11 protein-coding genes and 1 pseudogene are annotated in these 15,798 nt (G+C 71.3%); 6 read left to right on the plus strand and 6 right to left on the minus strand.

Translation table 11 applies throughout. The features are described 5' to 3' along the window. Positions 1-291: 291 nt before the first annotated feature. Entirely contained in the window at positions 292-1,884 is a 1,593-nt protein-coding gene (locus tag ACH4S9_RS12990) for a sensor histidine kinase (protein ID WP_398371647.1), read from the minus strand. Between the two features lie 128 nt (positions 1,885-2,012). Between ACH4S9_RS12990 and ACH4S9_RS12995 the strand changes: the two genes are divergently transcribed. After that, a complete protein-coding gene (locus ACH4S9_RS12995; RefSeq protein ID WP_311730909.1) occupies positions 2,013-2,654 on the plus strand; it encodes a LysE family translocator in 642 nt (213 codons plus the stop codon). A 41-nt stretch (positions 2,655-2,695) separates the two neighbouring features. Next, the gene (locus ACH4S9_RS13000; protein ID WP_398371650.1) at positions 2,696-3,667 is read left to right on the plus strand and encodes an aldo/keto reductase; all 972 of its coding nucleotides are present in this window, start codon (positions 2,696-2,698) and stop codon (positions 3,665-3,667) included. Between the two features lie 24 nt (positions 3,668-3,691). Here ACH4S9_RS13000 and ACH4S9_RS13005 read toward each other — a convergent pair whose 3' ends face one another. After that, entirely contained in the window at positions 3,692-5,131 is a 1,440-nt protein-coding gene (locus ACH4S9_RS13005; protein ID WP_398371652.1) for an FG-GAP-like repeat-containing protein, read from the minus strand. Positions 5,132-5,249: 118 nt separating this feature from the next. Beyond that, entirely contained in the window at positions 5,250-5,843 is a 594-nt protein-coding gene (locus ACH4S9_RS13010; protein WP_398371654.1) for an SMI1/KNR4 family protein, read from the minus strand. A 275-nt stretch (positions 5,844-6,118) separates the two neighbouring features. On the opposite strand from ACH4S9_RS13010, the gene ACH4S9_RS13015 reads away from it, so the two are divergent. The 3 genes and pseudogenes from ACH4S9_RS13015 (at position 6,119) to ACH4S9_RS13025 (ending at position 8,797) form a co-directional block, all read left to right on the plus strand. Beyond that, complete coding sequence (locus ACH4S9_RS13015) at positions 6,119-6,682, plus strand: helix-turn-helix domain-containing protein (RefSeq protein WP_398371656.1); 564 nt, start codon at positions 6,119-6,121, stop codon at positions 6,680-6,682. A 98-nt stretch (positions 6,683-6,780) separates the two neighbouring features. Further along, positions 6,781-7,807 (plus strand): annotated as a pseudogene (locus tag ACH4S9_RS13020) (aldo/keto reductase). A 54-nt stretch (positions 7,808-7,861) separates the two neighbouring features. Then, a complete protein-coding gene (locus ACH4S9_RS13025) occupies positions 7,862-8,797 on the plus strand; it encodes a MerR family transcriptional regulator (protein ID WP_385344210.1) in 936 nt (311 codons plus the stop codon). 69 nt (positions 8,798-8,866) lie between these two features. Here ACH4S9_RS13025 and ACH4S9_RS13030 read toward each other — a convergent pair whose 3' ends face one another. The 3 genes from ACH4S9_RS13030 to ACH4S9_RS13040 all read right to left on the minus strand — a co-directional run bounded on the left by ACH4S9_RS13030 (position 8,867) and on the right by ACH4S9_RS13040 (position 14,871). Next, the gene (locus tag ACH4S9_RS13030) at positions 8,867-10,516 is read right to left on the minus strand and encodes a M4 family metallopeptidase (RefSeq protein WP_385344419.1); all 1,650 of its coding nucleotides are present in this window, start codon (positions 10,514-10,516) and stop codon (positions 8,867-8,869) included. 171 nt (positions 10,517-10,687) lie between these two features. Continuing rightward, entirely contained in the window at positions 10,688-12,295 is a 1,608-nt protein-coding gene (locus tag ACH4S9_RS13035) for a M4 family metallopeptidase (protein ID WP_398371659.1), read from the minus strand. 353 nt (positions 12,296-12,648) lie between these two features. Beyond that, on the minus strand, positions 12,649-14,871 hold the full coding sequence (locus ACH4S9_RS13040) for a M4 family metallopeptidase (protein ID WP_398371847.1): 2,223 nt from the start codon (positions 14,869-14,871) through the stop codon (positions 12,649-12,651). Between the two features lie 401 nt (positions 14,872-15,272). On the opposite strand from ACH4S9_RS13040, the gene ACH4S9_RS13045 reads away from it, so the two are divergent. Beyond that, complete coding sequence (locus ACH4S9_RS13045) at positions 15,273-15,797, plus strand: DinB family protein (protein ID WP_398371661.1); 525 nt, start codon at positions 15,273-15,275, stop codon at positions 15,795-15,797. Position 15,798 lies beyond the last annotated feature (1 nt).

Raw genomic sequence — 15,798 nt, forward strand, 5'->3', positions numbered from 1 at the left:
CGTTCCCACCGCCGCCCTCGCCCCCTAGACGCTGTCTCCCCGATCTCTGCGGGCCCGCGACGCCTGGCACGCGCCCCCAGCTACCGCTGGGCGGTGCCCCCGCGCCGCGTTGTCGGGCTCGCCCGAGTAGGCCCGCCCCCAGCCTTCGGCCGGGAGGTGCCCCCGCGAGGGCGACCCTCCGCCTTGCGATCGCACGCGCCCCCAGCTACCGCTGGGAGGTGCCCCCTGACGCCGCGGGCCCCCGCGGCGGAGCCGCTGATGTCACCGTCACAGAGATCGGGGAGACAGGGCCTAGAGGCGGCTGGTGACCACGTCCTTGGCGATCAGCCGGCCGTCCACGAAGCACAGCCGGTACGCGGATCGCCCCTCGTACCGGCGCACCGAGTAGTACGCGCAGTCCCAGCCGCGGGGCGGCGCCTCGACGCCGTCCGGGGGCCCGTCCATCGTGTACGGCGGCATGCGCGACTCGACGTCGGCGCGGGGCTCGCCGATCTCCAGCCGGTCGTAGGTGCCCCGGTCCAGCACCGAGTGGTACTGCGTATAGAGGGCGAACCCGCCCCACAGGACGGCCAGTCCGGCGGTCACGGCGAGCGGCACCGCGATCGACTCCACCAGCCTGCGCCGCACCCGCTGCCGGGCGCGCGCCAGCTCCCGCGCCGACGTGGACGCCGGGGCCGCCGCCCGCTCGGCGACGAGCGCGACGCCGGCGGTCAGCGGCAGCCGCGCGGACACCTCGAAGCCGCCGTCCGGCGACGGGCCGTGGGCCAGCACCCCGCCGGCCAGCCGTACCCGCTCGTCCAGGCCCACCAGGCCGTTGCCGCCCGAGGCCGGATCCGGCGGGGTGCCGTCGGCCGGGCGTGGGCCGTTGGCGACGGACACCGCGATCTCGCCCGCCTCGCGGTCCCGTCCCAGCTGGACACGGACTGCCGCGCCCGGGGCGTGCTTGGCGGCGTTGGTCAGCGCCTCCTGGACCACGCGGTAGAGCGCTCGGTCGGCCATCGGCGGTAGGGCGGCGCCCGCGCTGTCGTGCCGCTTGTCCTCGGGCCCGTACCCCTCCCCGTACTCCAGCTCGACGGCCAGGCCGGAGGCCCGCGCCCGCTCCACCAGCGCGCCGACGCCGTCGTCGGCGGGGACCGTCGGGGCGGGGTCGTCCCCGGTCCGCAGCACACCGATGATGTCCCGCAGCTGGCCGGTGGCCGCCGCGGCCGCCTCCCGCAGCTCGGCGGCCGCCGCCCGGTGGCGGTCGCTCAGCTCCGGGTCGACCTGGAGGGCCGCGGCGCGCAGCGCGATCAGGGCGAGGTCATGGCCGAGCGAGTCGTGCATGTCCCCGGCGATCCGGGACCGCTCGCGCAGCCGCGCCCGGTCGGCGACGGCCCGCTGCTCCCGCTCCATTCGGTCCGCCAGCTCCCAGCCGGCGCGGACCAGATGCTCGTACTGTCGGCGGTAGCGGCCCAGCAGCCACGGCAGCACGACGTTGAACAGCAGGGTGGTCAGCGCGGTGAACCAGGCCCACACCCCGGAGTCCGTCACCCAGGCGAGCAGCGCGCCCGCCACGGAGCAGGCCCCGAAGAACCACAGCGCGGGCCGTGCGCCCGCCGTCCACCGCCCGGTGAGACAGCCCCACAGCGCCAGCGCCGCCCAGTACGACGAGGTGTACAGCTCCACGTTGAGGGCCAGGCTCAGCCCCACCGCGACCGCCAGCCCCGCCAGCGGCCGTGTCCTGGCCACCGCGGCCGCGCCCGCCAGCAGCGGAAACCCGGCCAGCAGCACCCACAGCTCGCGCCCGCTCGCCGAGGTGGCCTTCAGCAGGACGGGCGCGCAGGCCGTCAGCCACAGGAGCAGGGCCGTGCGCGCGGCACCGCCGTGTCGTATCCACCGGATCATGCGCCCCAGCATCCTCCGCGACGGACCCGGCGCGCCCCTGACGAAAGTCACCCTGTGCCCGCACCCGACTGTGCCCCCACGCGAAAAAGGGCTGCCAGGGCGGGGGCCGGGCGTGCTTGTATGGGCCCATGGTGTCCACTGATCGCCTTCTCGCCTTCGCGGCCATGTCGTTTCTGCTGATCGTGATCCCCGGCCCCAGCGTGCTGTTCGTGATCGGCCGGGCCCTGGCGCAGGGGCGCCGGGCCGCGCTGACCACCGTCCTGGGGAACACGGTCGGCGCGTATGTGCTGGTGGTGGCCGTGGCGCTGGGGGTGGGCTCCATCGTGGAGCGCTCGGTCCTCGTCTTCACGGCGCTGAAGCTGGTGGGCGCCGCTTACCTGGTGTATCTCGGGGTCAAGGCGGTGCGGCAACGGGGCTCGCTGCGGGCCGCGTTCACCGGCGAGGGGGCGGTGTCGCAGGGCACTCTGCGCACGTTCTGGGAGGGGTTCGCGGTGGGCGTGGCGAACCCCAAGACGATCGTGTTCTTCGCGGCCGTACTGCCCCAGTTCGTGGACCCCGGACAGGGGCATGTCGCGCTTCAGATGCTGCTGCTCGGTCTCGTCTTCAACGTCATCGCCGTGACCTCCGACAGCGTCTGGGGCCTCGTCGCCGCCACCGCGCGCGGCTGGTTCGCCCGCTCACCGCAGCGGCTGTCCATGGTCGGCGGGGTCGGCGGGCTGGCGATGATCGGCCTCGGCGTCACCGTCGCCGCGACCGGCCGCAAGGACTGAAACCCCGACGAGCAGGACCCCGACGGAAGGTTGATGAAAAGGTGCACTACCGCGAACTGGGCCGCAGTGAACTGACCGTGTCCGAGATCGGCTTCGGCGCCTGGGGCATCGGGGAGTCCAACTGGGTGGGCGCCACCGAGGACGAATCCGTACGCGCCCTGCACCGCGCCGTAGACCTCGGCGTGAACTTCATCGACACCGCCCGTGGCTACGGCGAGAGCGAGCGGATCGTCGGCCGGGTCGTCCGCGAGCGGGCCGGGTCCGGCGACGAGGTGCTCGTCGCGACCAAGGTCCCCCCGAAGAACCGCGTCTGGCCGGCCCCCGACGGCCTGGACCCGGCCGAGACCTTCCCCGGCGCGCACATCCGCGAAAGCCTGGAGACCAGCCTGCGCGTCAGCGGGCTGGACCACTTCGACGTGCTCCAGTTCCATGTCTGGAGCGACGAATGGGTCGGCCGCGGCGACTGGCTGGAGACGGTCGCCGAGCTGAAGCAGGAGGGGAAGATCCGGCTGTTCGGCGTCTCCATCAACGACCACGAGCCCGACAACGCCCTCGCGCTCGTCGCGAGCGGCGCCGTGGACACCGTGCAGGTGATCTACAACATCTTCGACCAGGCGCCCGCCGACACGCTGCTGCCGGCCTGCGAGGAGCACGGCGTCGGCGTCATCGTGCGGGTGGCGCTCGACGAGGGCGGCCTCACCGGCCGGATCACCGCCGGCGCGACGTTCCCCGAGGGCGACTTCCGCAACCGCTACTTCCGCGATGACCGCCCGGCTCAGGTCGAACAGCGGGTGTCCGCGATCGTCGCCGACCTCGGCATCGCTCCCGACGAGATCGCCGAGACCGCCCTGCGGTTCGTGCTCAGCTCCCCGGCCGTGTCCACCGTCATCCCCGGCATGCGCACCGTGCGCAACGTCGAACGCAACACGGCCCTGAGCGACGGCCACCCGCTGACCGCCGCCCAGCTCGCCACCCTCGCCAACCACCGCTGGCCGCGCAACTTCTACAGCTGAGCTGAGCTGTAGAAGTTGCGCCCGCTACCGGGCGAGGCTGTCCCCGAAGCGGGCCTCCTTCTCGGGCGCGCCCAGCGCGCGCGGGCCGAACGAGGCGATGTTGCCGGTGGTCAGACCCGACCTGGAGCCGCGCAGGACCCATACGGCGCCCGAGTCCGCGTAGCGGCCGTCCTCGTAAGGAGTGGCCACGACCAGATCGGCGCGGTTGTCGGCGTTGACGTCGGCGAGGAGCACGGTCCGGCCGAAGTAGTCGCCCTCCTCGGAGATGCCGGGCACGCCCGGGGTCGACTGGTGGAAGGCCTGCGCGCCCTTGCCGGTGAGGCCCGCCGCGCTGCCCTTGAGCAGGACGACGGCGCCCGTGTCGCGGACCGAGCCGATGTCCTCGCCGGGCACGCCCACGGCGATGTCGGGGTAGCCGTCGCCGGTGACGTCGCCGGCGGCCAGGGAGTAGCCGAACATGTCGCCGGAGTTGACGTCGTGGTCGCCCGCCTCGCTCTTGCCGGGGACGCCCGGCGTCTCCTGGGTGATCTTCGCGGTGCGGGTGGAGGGGCCGGACGCCGAGCCGTAGACGACGCGGATCGTGCCGGCGTCGGCGTCGCGGTCCTCCGAGACCTGGTCGACCTGCGAGGCGACGAGGTCTCCGTAGCCGTCCTTGTTCACATCGGCGATGACCCCGCCGGTGGTGAGGTGGCCGGTGGTTCTGAAGGTGCGGCTGAGGCCGTCTTTTCCGCCCGCCCAGAAGCGGGACTTGCCCGGCACATCGTCGAAACTGTGCGTCGTGACGATGTCGTCCGCGCCGTCGCCCGTCATGTCGCCCACGGCGATGGCCTTGGGGTGGTCCCCGTCCTCGAAGGGGAGCGTCTGAGCGGAGGCGGGAACCGCGGCGCGGGAGAAGGGGCCGTAGCGCACCTGGAGGCCCTGGTCGGTGTTGGTGACGAGGTCGGCGTGGCCGTCGCCGTTGATGTCGCCCGCCGCGAGGGTGGCGGCGGGTCCGGGGAGCGCGGTGCCTGTGCGCAGACCGTTCGCGGAGCCCCAGAGCACCGCCGGGGCGTTGTAGTCGCCCACGACAAGGTCCGTGTAACCGTCGCCGTCGAGGTCACGCGCGGCCGTGGTGCGGCCGAAGGCGCCGTACTGCTCGACGTCCCCCGGCACGCCCGTGGTCGCCCGCGTGATCCGCTTCGGGTGCGCGGTGTCGACACCGGCCGCGGAGCCGTACAGGACCGATATGTAGCCAGCCTCCGGAATGCCGGAGACGGTGCCGCCGGGCGCGGAGACGGCGAGGTCCGCGTAGCCGTCACCGTTGAAGTCGACGACGGGCGGCCTCGGGCTCTTGGCGGCGGTGGCGGCGGTGGCAGTGGCGGCGGCGGTGGCGGCGGCCGGCGTGGCGAGGCCGCCGGACACCGCCAACGAGGCGGTCAGCAGGGCGGCCACGGCGGCGGGGCGAGGGTGGGTGGCGCGGGACATCCAGGTCTTCTCCGGTACGTCGGTTCGCCCATCGGCCACGGCGCTTCGGCACTGGCAGTTGGGCCTGTATACGGCAGTCGTTCACCTTGACCGCCAAGCCCGGTAAAAAGTTGTGGCCTTAGTTCCAGGGCCGCCCGGTGGCCGGGTTCACCCCCGCCTCGCGGCGGCGCTCCCGCTCACGCCAGTTGGCGAAGGCCCTCTCTTCCGGCAGCGCCACGCTGATCGTCTCCTCCTGGAACTCGGCATCGCCGAGGAGCCGCCGAAGAAACTCGGCCATCCCGAACGAGTGCACCTGGAACGACGGGCTGGTGTGCCGTCCGCACACCAGCACCGGCCACCGGTCCGGATCCTCGTCCGTGGTCAGCCAGCAGTAGATGTCGGCGCCGGTGGTGACGCCCCACGCCACGATGGACCCGGGGTCCACGTCGAAGTCGGCCTCGTCCCCGCACATCTCCCAGGCGAGGCGGGCGTTCTCGGTCTCGTCTCCCAGGCCCGACGCGTCCGTGTACGTGCCGGCTCGCGGCACCGGCAGCAGAATCACGATCTCTTCGCTGACCAGCCCGGCCCCGTACACCTCCATGAAGCGGACATAGTCCGAGGGGAAGCGTCTTCCCCAGATCCCCTCGACCTCGCTCCAGTCGATCCCCTCGTCCACGCCGTCCGCCACCGGTATGAGCGGCGCCAGCGCCGCCACCGAGTCGTTTCCGCCCACTGGCCTGCTCCTTCTTCTCTCCGAGGAGCTCAAACCTATGTGAACCGTGCTCAGCACCGGCAGGGGCTCTGAGCGGCAGCTGAGCAGCGAAGTCCGGCCTGATCTCCGAGGGCCGGACTTCGCTGTGTGCCGTCCGGCTCTCACGCGTACGGTGGGCCTCCGCGCCGTACGTCTCATGTCGCACGACCCGCCAGTGAATTTGTGGTGAGTTTGGGACGGCGACACGCCGTCGCTTCGGCGTGTCGCCGTCCCAAACTCACCACAAGCGCAAGTCCATGCCGATCGCCGAGGTCGCCGTGCCCCAGGGCGTGCGATACGGGGATCCGGTGATCCGGGACAGCGGGCTGGCGGGCCGCTTCCGGTCCGTACACGGCTCCCTCTACCAGCCTTCGGAACAACCCGGTTCGGCGCTGGGGCGGGAGACGGGGGTGCTGGAGTTCATCTCCGTGCTGGCGCGGCGCTCGTACGGAGCCGAGGGCGGGAAGGGCACGGGGCGGCGCGTGCCCGAGATCGTGCGTGAGTATCTGCGGGCGAATCTGGCCCGCAACGTGACGCTGGACGAGCTCAGTGCGGTGGCGGAGCTGAGCAAGTACCGGCTCGCACGGGCGTGTACGGCGTGGTTCGGCCTGCCGCCGCACAAGCTGCATCTGCGGCTGCGGCTCGACCGGGCCAGGGAACTGCTCCGGCGTGGCACGGGGATTGCCGAGGTCGCGTACGAGACGGGATTCCACGATCAATCCCATCTGACCCGTGTGTTCGCCGGGGCCTACGGGGTGACACCCGCCAGGTACCAGTCGACGTATCGGGGTACGGAGTGGGCCGGTCTGGCCGTGCGCTGAGCCGGGAGGGGCAAGAACGTGCAATACGGCGGGTGACCAGCACAGTTGGTTTCCTTCGCGAGGCCGACTTGGCACGAGCGTGAGCATGGGTGATGGTGATGCGTTACCGACTGCTTGGACGCACCGGGCTGCGGGTGTCCGAAGCGTTCCTGGGCACGATGACCTTCGGCGAGGAGTGGGGGTGGGGCGCCTCCGTCGAGGAGTGCCGCAAGATGTTCACCGCCTACGCGGAGGCGGGCGGGAATGTGATCGACACCGCGAACCGGTACACCGAGGGCAGCAGTGAGCGGATCGTCGGGGGAGCTGCTGGGTTCCGACCGCGACCGCTTCGTGGTGTCCACGAAGTACACGCTGACCATGGACGGTACCGACCCCAACGCCAGCGGCAACCACCGCAAGAATCTGGTCCGTTCGGTGGAGGCCGGCCTGGAGCGGCTGGGCACGGAGTACATCGATCTGCTGTGGGTGCACATCTGGGACCCCAATACGCCGATCGAGGAGACGATGCGGGCTCTCGACGATCTCGTGCGGGCGGGCAAGGTGCTGTATGTCGGGATCTCCGACGCGCCCGCGTGGCTGGTCGCCCGCGCCGACACCATCGCCGAGTTCCGAGGGTGGGCGCCCTTCGCCGGGCTACAGCTGCCCTACAGCCTGGTCAAGCGCGACATCGAGCGGGAGCTGCTGCCCATGGCCTCGGCTCTGGAACTGTCGGTGGCCGCGTGGTCGCCGCTGGCCGGTGGTGTTCTGTCGGGCAAGTTCACCCGCTCCGGGGCCGATGGTCCCTCCCGGGTCGACCGCTCCGCCGTCTCCGAAGGCGACCTGACCATCGCGCGCACGGTGGACGCCGTGGCCGACGAGCTCGGCGTGTCCTCCTCGCAGGTTGCCATCGCGTGGACGCGGGCCCGCCGGCCCTGGATCCACCCGATCCTCGGCGCCCGCACCGTGGGGCAGTTGACGGACAACCTCGCCGCGATCGACCTGGAACTGCCCGACGAGGCGGTCGGCCGCTTGGACAAGGCCAGCGCGATCGACCTGGGCTTCCCCATGGAATTCATCCTGGACACCACGACCGACTTCGTCTACGGATCCAGCGGAAAGCAGGTTGACGGCCGCCACGCCGGATGAGCGGAAGACGGGCCGGGTTGAGTCTCCCGTAGGGGGAGGCGCGATGCTGAGGGCATGGACGGCGGCACGCGTTATTCGATCGGTCAGCTGGCCCGGCGGACCGGGCTCACGGTGAAGACCATTCGGTTCTACTCCGATCGCGGGATCGTTGTGCCGGCGGGCCGCAGCCCGGCCGGATACCGGCTGTACGACACCGACGCCGTCGCCCGTCTTGAGCTGGTGCGGACGCTGCGCGAGCTGGGGCTGGATCTCGCGACGGTCCGGAAGGTCGTGGAGCGGGAGCTGTCGCTGGCTGAGGTCGCGGCGGCGCATGCGGAGGCGCTGGCGGTGCAGATCCGGACGTTGCGGCTGCGGCGGGCGGTGTTGACGGCGGTGGCGGAGCGCGGGGCGAGTACGGAGGAGATGGCACTCATGCACACATTGGCCAGGCTCTCGGAGGACGAGCGTCGAAGTCTGATCGGGGAATTTCTGGATGCCGTCTTCGGTGGTCTTGCGGGGAATCCGGAGTTCGCGGCGGCCAGGCGCTCGATGACGCCCGAGCTGCCCGAGAGCCCGGAGGCGGAGCAGGTCCGGGCGTGGGTGGAGTTGGCCGAGCTGTCGCGGGATGCGGAGTTCCGGGCCGGGATGCGGCGGGTGGTCGAGGAGCAGGCGGCCGAGCGGAATGGCGGGGGGCCCCGCAAGGACATCGCCGCGGTGGTGCGCGAGCGGGTCGGGCCGGCGCTGGCGGCCGGGGTCGAACCGGACTCGCGGCAGGCCGAGCCGGTCGTGGCAGGGTTCGTGGGGCACTACGCGCAGTTGGCCGGCGAACCGGATGGTGTCGCGCTGCGGCGTCGGCTGCTGGCCCGGCTGGAGAGCGTCGACGACCCGCGCCGGGAGCGGTACGTGCGGCTGCTCGCGCGGGTCAACGGCTGGCCCGCGCCCGAGAGCCTGGCGCCGGTGCTCGGCTGGGCCGGGGCGGCTCTGCGGGCCCGGATGTCCGGCGCGGCGTGATGCCGGGGGAGCGCCGGTGGCCGGGCGGGCGGTGCGCCCGCCCGGCCACCGAGCGCGGGGCTCAGTGCGTCATCGCACGTTGATGCCGCCCCAGGCGTTGTCGACCGCCTTGTACTCGACGCTGGTCCCGCCGTACAGGGCCTTCGCCGCCTTGAGCGTCGCGGTGCGCGCCTTGGCGTAGTTGGTGGTCGAGGTCATGTACGTGGTCAGAGCCTTGTACCAGATCTTCTCGGCCTTGGCGCGGCCGATACCCTCGACGGTGCGGCCGTCCTTGGTCGGGCTGTTGTAGGTCACGCCGTTGATGACCTTGCGGCCGCTGCCCTCGGAGAGCAGGTAGAAGAAGTGGTTGGCGGGCCCGGACGTGAAGTGCGGGTCGTCCTGGCCGATGGTGCTGGACCAGTAGTCGTAGGACAGGCCGTCCTTGCTGGGCTTGTCCATGTAGCGCAGCGGGGTGCCGTCCCCGTTGATGTCGATCTTCTCACCCATGAGGTAGTCGCCGACGTCCTTGGGGTTCTTGGCGTAGAACTCGACGGCCGTGCCGAAGATGTCGGAAGTTGCCTCGTTGAGGCCGCCCGACTCCCCGCTGTACTCGAGATTCGCGGTGGCGGAGGTGAGGCCGTGGCTCATCTCGTGGCCGGCGACGTCGAGCGAGGTGAGCGGCTTCTTGTTGCCCTCGCCGTCGCCGTACGTCATGCAGAAGCACTCGTCGTCCCAGAAGGCGTTGACGTACTCGTTGCTGAAGTGGACGCGCGAGTAGGCGGCCTTGCCGTCGTTCTTGATGCCGTTGCGGCCCAGGACCTTCTTGTAGTAGTCCCAGGTCTTGGCCGCGCCATAGTGGGCGTCGACGGCGGCGGTCTGCGCGATGGTCGGCTTGCCGTTGCCCCAGACGTCGTCGGCGTCCAGGAACTTCGACCCCTTGCCCTCTTCGGCGTGCTTGAGGTTGTAGGTCATGTGGCCGCCGCGCGCGGTGTCCTTGAGCAGGTACTGGGTGCCGCTCTTGGTGGAGCCGACGGTGACCTTGCCGTTGTGCTGGCCGGTGCCCGTGCCGTTGCGGACGGCCTGGAACTGGTACAGCTTCTTGCCGGTGTCGGCGTCGGTGATGACATGCAGCTTGCTGGGCGTGCCGTCGTCCTGGAAGCCGCCGACCACGGTCTCGTACGCGAGGACGGGCTTGCCGGAGGCGGCCCAGATCACCTTGCGGGGCGTGGCCGTGGTGTCGGCCTCGTCGCCCGCCGCGGACTTCGCGGCGCTCACAGCGGTCCGCTCGGCGGCGGACGGGGCGATCGCGGCCCGGGTGTCGGACACCTTGATCGTGGCGTCGGTGGCCTTGGTGACGCCGTCGCTCGAACCGTCGGCCGCCTCGTGGACGACGAGGTCGCCGCCGAGGACGGGGAGGCCGTCGTAGGTGCGCTCGTAGCGGGTGTGGACGGCGCCGTCGGCGTCCTTGACGACGTCCTTGACGACCAGCTTCTCCTTGGCGCCGAGCCCGAGGGAGCGGGCGGTGCCGGACGTGGCGGCGTCGGCCTCGCGCAGCAGCTCCGCGCGGACGGAGGGGGAGAGGGCGAGGGACTGGGCGCCCGTCGCGGTGGGCGGGGGCGGCGGGGTGGCCGCGCCCGCGGTGCCGGCGGTGGCGCCGCCCGCGATCAGGGCTCCGGCGAGTGTCGCCGCCCCCGCGGCGACGACGGTGCGGGAGCGCCGCCGCGCCGCGGCGCGGGATATGCGCGAAGTGCTGGGTCTGCCGGAGGCCGAGCTTTGCGTCACGTTGTCTCCTGTTGCTGTGGGGTGCCGGATGGCGAAGTGGCCACCGGCAGAACAAAGTGCGGAAACATGACGGTGCCCGGGAACGGGACCCGGGCACCGGCTATGTGGTGCACATTGTTTGACGCGGTTTTACGGCTTGACGTTCACTCCGGCCCACGCCGAATCCACGCCCTTGTACTCGGCGCTGTCCGCCCCGTACAGGTCGCTCGCGGCCTTCAGCGTCGCCTCGCGCGCGGCGTGGTAGTCGGTGGTGGAGGTGAAGTAGGTGGTCAGGGCCTTGAACCAGATCTTCTCGGCCTTGTCGCGGCCGATGCCCTCGACCTTGGAGCCGTCGGCGGTCGGGCTGTCGTACTGGACGCCGCCCACCTCCTTGGCGCCGCTGCCCTCGGACAGCAGATAGAAGAAGTGGTTGGCGACACCGGAGGAGTAGTGCACGTCCAAGTCGCCGACGGAGTCGGACCAGTTGTCGGCGGACGCGCCGTCCTTGCTGGGCTTGTCCATGTAGCGGAGCGGGGTGCCGTCGCCGTTGATGTCTATCTTCTCGCCGACCAGGTAGTCCCCGGGGTCGCTGTCGTTCTTCGCGTTGAACTCCACCGCGGCGGCGAAGATGTCGGAGGTGGCCTCGTTGAGACCGCCCGACTCGCCGCTGTACTGGAGGTTGGCGGTGGCGGAGGTGACGCCGTGGGTCATCTCGTGGGCCGCGACGTCGATCGAGGTGAGCGGGGCCTTGTCGCCCTGGCCGTCGCCGTACGTCATGCAGAAGCAGCTGTCGTCCCAGAAGGCGTTGACGTAGTCGTGGCCGAAGTGCACCCGGGAGTACGCGCCCTTGCCGTCGCCCGCGATGCCGTCGCGGCCGTGCACGTTCTTGTAGTAGTCCCAGGTGAGGGCGGCGCCGTAGTGCGCGTCGACGGCCGCGGTCTGCGGGTCGTCGGGCGCTCCGCTGCCCCAGGTGTCGTCGTCGTCCGTGAACGCCGCGCCTTCGCCGGATTCGGCGCCCTTGAGGTCGGTGGTCCGGTGGCCGCCGCGGTCGGCGTCGGTGAGGGTGTAGCCGCTGCCCTCCTTGGTGGTGCCGAGGTCGACCTTGCCGCTGTACTGGCTGTCGCCGCTGCCGGTCTTGATGCCCTGGTACTCGTACAGCTTGGCGCCGGTGTTCGCGTCGGTGATGACGTGCAGCTGGTTGGGGGTGCCGTCCTTCTGTACGCCGCCGACGACGGTTTCGTACGCGAGGACGGGCTTGCCGGTGGCGGCCCAGATCACCTTGCGCGGGGCGCCGTCGGCGGCGGCCCGCCGGGAGTCGTCCGCCTGGGCGCGCTTGACGGCGGCCCGCTCAGCGGTCGCCGGTGTCACCTTGGCCGTGGTGGAGGGCACGGCGAGGGTGGCCTTGACGGCCTTGGTGACGCCCTTGACGGTGCCGCTCGCGGACTTGTGGACGATCAGGTCGCCGCCGAGGACGGGAAGGCCGTCGTAGGTGCGGTCGTAGCGGGTGTGGACGGTGCCGTCGGCGTCCCGTACGACGTCCTTGACGACCAGCTTCTCCTTGGCACCGAGACCCAGCGCCTTGGCGTCGCTGGTTGTGGTGGTGGTGCTTGTGGTGGCGGCCCCGGCCTGGCCCGTGGTGACGGCGGTGGCCAGCAGCGCGGCCGCCGCGACGGCGGCGCCTGCGGTGGCCGCTGTGCGGCGCTTGCCGCGGGCGGTGGAACGGGCAGGGGAAATGGGCAGGTTCGTGCTCTTGCGCACGCTCACTCGGACTCCTCATTGCTGTGGGGGGTCAGCCCCGGGCGGCGGGGAAGAGCCGCCCGGACCTGAACAAGAGGTGTGGATGCGATCGCGTGGGCAGACTGTCACACAGGGCGCGTACATGTCACGCGCTTCCTTGCAGGTGGGCGGCAAAATGTTCGTCTGGTGTTGATCAAACGTCGCCGCGCGGCGGAGCGGCATATCGACAGGGCCCGGAGTGGAGTTGTACGCCCCGTGACGACAAAAGAGGCGCCGCCAGGGGGAGTCGGAGTCACCCCTGGCGGCGCCTGTCCGCTGACCGGAGGGCTCAGCGCCGCATCCGGATGTGCGCAGCGTTCAGAACGTCAGCCCGTTCAGAACGTCAGCTTCCAGCTGTTGATGTAGCCCGTGTCCAGCGCGGCGACGTCCTGCACCCGCAGCTTCCAGGTGCCGACGGCCACCTCGGACGAGGCATCGACCGTGTAGGTGGTCCGCACGTCGTCCGCCGAGTCCGTGGAGCTGGAGTTCTTCAGCCGGTACGCCGTACCGTCCGGCGCCAGCAGGTCGATCACCAGGTCACCCCGCCAGGTGTGCACGATGTCCACGCCCACCTGGAGGTTGGACGGCGCGTTGCCGGCCCGGCTCACCGTGATCGAGGAGGTGACCGCGTCACCGGCGTCCGGGATGGGGACGTCCGTGGTGTTCTCGAAGACGTTGCCGCCGGTGGTGTTCACGGTCCAGGTGAAGGAGGCCGTGGCCGACTCGCCGGCCGCGTCGGTCACGGTGACCGTCACGGTGCCGGATCCCAGCGTGGTCGGGGTGCCGGAGATCACGCCGGTCGAGGAGTCGATCGACAGCCCGGCGGGCAGCCCGGTGGCGGCGTAGGTGAGCGCGCCCGGGTTGGAGCTGGTGGCCGCGATCTGGAGGCTGACGGCCTGGTCGACGATGCTGGTCTGGTCGCCGGGCGCGGTGATGGACACGCCGTCGACGATCCGGGACCCGACGTTGACCGCGGCCCAGGTGTTGGCCACCGTGTTGTACTCGGGGCTGGCCTGGCCGAACAGCTCGCCCGCCGCCCATAGCGTGGCGTCCCGCGCCCCCGCGTAGTTGGTGCTGGACGTCATGCGCTGGGTCAGCGCCTTGAACCAGATCTTCTCGGCGTTGGCCAGCCCGATGCCGGGGACCGGCAGGTTGTCGTAGGTCGGGCTGTCGTAGCTGACGCCGTTGACCACCTTCGCACCGCTGCCCTCGGCCAGCAGGTAGAAGAAGTGGTTGGCGACGCCGGAGGAGTAGTGCACATCGACGTTGCCGACACCGGAGTACCAGTTGTCCTTGGACGCGCCGTCCTTGCTGGGCTTGTCCATGTAGCGCAGTGGGGTGCCGTCGCCGTTGATGTCGATCTTCTCGCCGACCAGGTAGTCGCCCGGGTCGTTCGCGTTGTTGGCGTTGAACTCGACCGCGGCGGCGAAGATGTCCGAGGTGGCCTCGTTGAGGCCGCCGGACTCACCGCTGTAGGTGAGGTTGGCGGTCGCGGCGGTGACGCCGTGGGTCATCTCGTGGGCCGCCACGTCGATGGAGGTGAGCGGCTTGGCGTTGCCGGAGCCGTCGCCGTACGTCATGCAGAAGCAGGAGTCCTGCCAGAACGCGTTGACGTAGTTGCTGCTGTAGTGGACCCGGGAGTACGCCCCGACGCCATCGCCCCGGATGCCGGTGCGGCCGTGGACGTTCTTGTAGTAGTCCCAGGTCAGCGCGGCGCCGTAGGCCGCGTCCACACCGGCGGTCGCGGCGTCGCTCGTCGTCCCGTTGCCCCAGACGTCGTCGGCGTCGGTGAAGAGCGTGCCCGTCCCGGAGGTGCCCCGGTTGAGGTTGTACGTCTTGTGGCCGCCGCGGCCGCCGTCGGTCAGGTTGTACGAGCCCGAGCTGCCCGAGGTGCCGAGGGTGACCTGCCCGCTGTACTGGCTGTTGCCGGTGCCCTCCTTGACGCCCTGGAACTCGAAGAGCTTGGCGCCGGTGTTCGCGTCGGTGATGACGTGCAGCTCGTTCGGCGTGCCGTCCTCCTGGAGGCCGCCGACGACCGTCTCGTACGCGAGCGTGGGCGTGCCCTTCGCCGCCCAGATGACCTTGCGGGGCGCCCGCTCGGCCTCCGTCTTGCGCGCACCCTGCGCGTCGGCCGACTTCACCGCCGCTTTTTCGACGGTGGCGGGGGCGACGGCGGCGGTGGTCGAGTCCACCTTCACCCGCGCCTTGGTCGCCTTGGCGACCGACCGCACGGCGCCGCTCTTCGCCTCCTCGACGACCAGGTCGCCGCCGAGGACGGGGAGGCCGTCGTAGGTGCGCTCGTAGCGGGTGTGGACGGTGCCGTCGGCGTCCTTCGTGACGTCCCTGACGACCAGCTTCTCCTTGGCGCCGAGGCCAAGTGACGTGGCGGTGGCGGACTTCGAGGCGTCGGCCTCACGGATCAGTTCGGCGCGCCGCGCGGGGGAGAGGGCCACCGGCAGGGCGTCGGGGTCCGGCTTGGCGAAGACGGTGCCGGACGCCGGGGCGGAGCCGTCCGGGCGGGCGGCGGCGGTGCCGGTCTGGAGCCCGACGGCGAGCATGGCCGCCGCGGCGACGAGCGCGCCGCTCGCGACGGCGCGCCGGCGGGATGCCTGGGGTCTGTGGGGTCTGTGGGGGCGTTGGGAGGTCGATCTCACACTGACTCCTTCTGCGCTGGCCGCGCGGTGGCGCGACCGGGTACGACCGGACGGCCGGGTGAGGCCGCCCGGGCATGACGGGGGAGTGCGCGTGGGGGGAAGGTGCGAAGGTGTGCATGCGGGTGCCGACGGTGTCGAAGCTCAGCCGTGAGCTGTGGGGGAGCTGTGCGCCGAACGAGGGAAGAGTGTCATCGGTGGACTAGTCCTGTCAGGAGCGCGACAAGAACTTGGCCGGAAAGCGTTCGTTGACAATCGGCGCGCGTTCGCATTCCGGATGGGGCGGGGCCCGTCCGTAGCATCGCCGCATGCCGACGCCTGTGAACCCCATCGATGAGCCGCCGCACTCGCTCGCGGACACCCGCGAGATGCTCGACGCCTCTCTCGACTACTACCGGAGCGTTGTGCTCCATAAGCTCGACGGGCTCGGCGAGAGCGAGCTGCGCACCTCCCGACTGCCCTCCGGCTGGACCCCGTTGGAGCTGCTCCACCACCTCACCCACGTCGAACGGCGCTGGCTGCGCTGGGGGTTCCTCGGCGAGCCGGTGGAGTCGCCCTGGGGCGACCGGGGCCCCGACGACCGCTGGCACGTCCCCGAGGACATGTCACCGGCACAGGTCCGGGCGCGGTTCGAGGAGCAGTGCGCCTGGTCGCGGCGGGCCGTGGCGGACGTTCCCCTCGGCCGCCGGGCGCCCACCGGCGGCCGGTTCGCCACCGAGGCCGATGCCCCGACGCTCGGCTGGATCCTCTTCCACCTGCTCCAGGAGTACGCCCGGCACGCCGGCCAGCTCGACGTCGTACGCGAGCTGGCCGACGGCACGGTCGGGGAGTGAG

The organism is Streptomyces sp. NPDC021225, assembly GCF_044332865.1.
Taxonomy (GTDB): domain Bacteria; phylum Actinomycetota; class Actinomycetes; order Streptomycetales; family Streptomycetaceae; genus Streptomyces.

What these genes read in the sequence shown, in the direction of transcription:
- ACH4S9_RS12990 (WP_398371647.1), bottom strand. Translation starts at nt 1,884, where the DNA reads ATGATCCGGTGGATACGACACGGCGGTGCCGCGCGCACGGCCCTGCTC.
- ACH4S9_RS13005 (WP_398371652.1), bottom strand. Translation starts at nt 5,131, where the DNA reads ATGTCCCGCGCCACCCACCCTCGCCCCGCCGCCGTGGCCGCCCTGCTG.
- ACH4S9_RS13045 (WP_398371661.1), top strand. Translation starts at nt 15,273, where the DNA reads ATGCCGACGCCTGTGAACCCCATCGATGAGCCGCCGCACTCGCTCGCG.
- ACH4S9_RS13025 (WP_385344210.1), top strand. Translation starts at nt 7,862, where the DNA reads ATGGACGGCGGCACGCGTTATTCGATCGGTCAGCTGGCCCGGCGGACC.
- ACH4S9_RS13015 (WP_398371656.1), top strand. Translation starts at nt 6,119, where the DNA reads ATGCCGATCGCCGAGGTCGCCGTGCCCCAGGGCGTGCGATACGGGGAT.
- ACH4S9_RS13040 (WP_398371847.1), bottom strand. Translation starts at nt 14,871, where the DNA reads ATGCTCGCCGTCGGGCTCCAGACCGGCACCGCCGCCGCCCGCCCGGAC.
- ACH4S9_RS12995 (WP_311730909.1), top strand. Translation starts at nt 2,013, where the DNA reads ATGGTGTCCACTGATCGCCTTCTCGCCTTCGCGGCCATGTCGTTTCTG.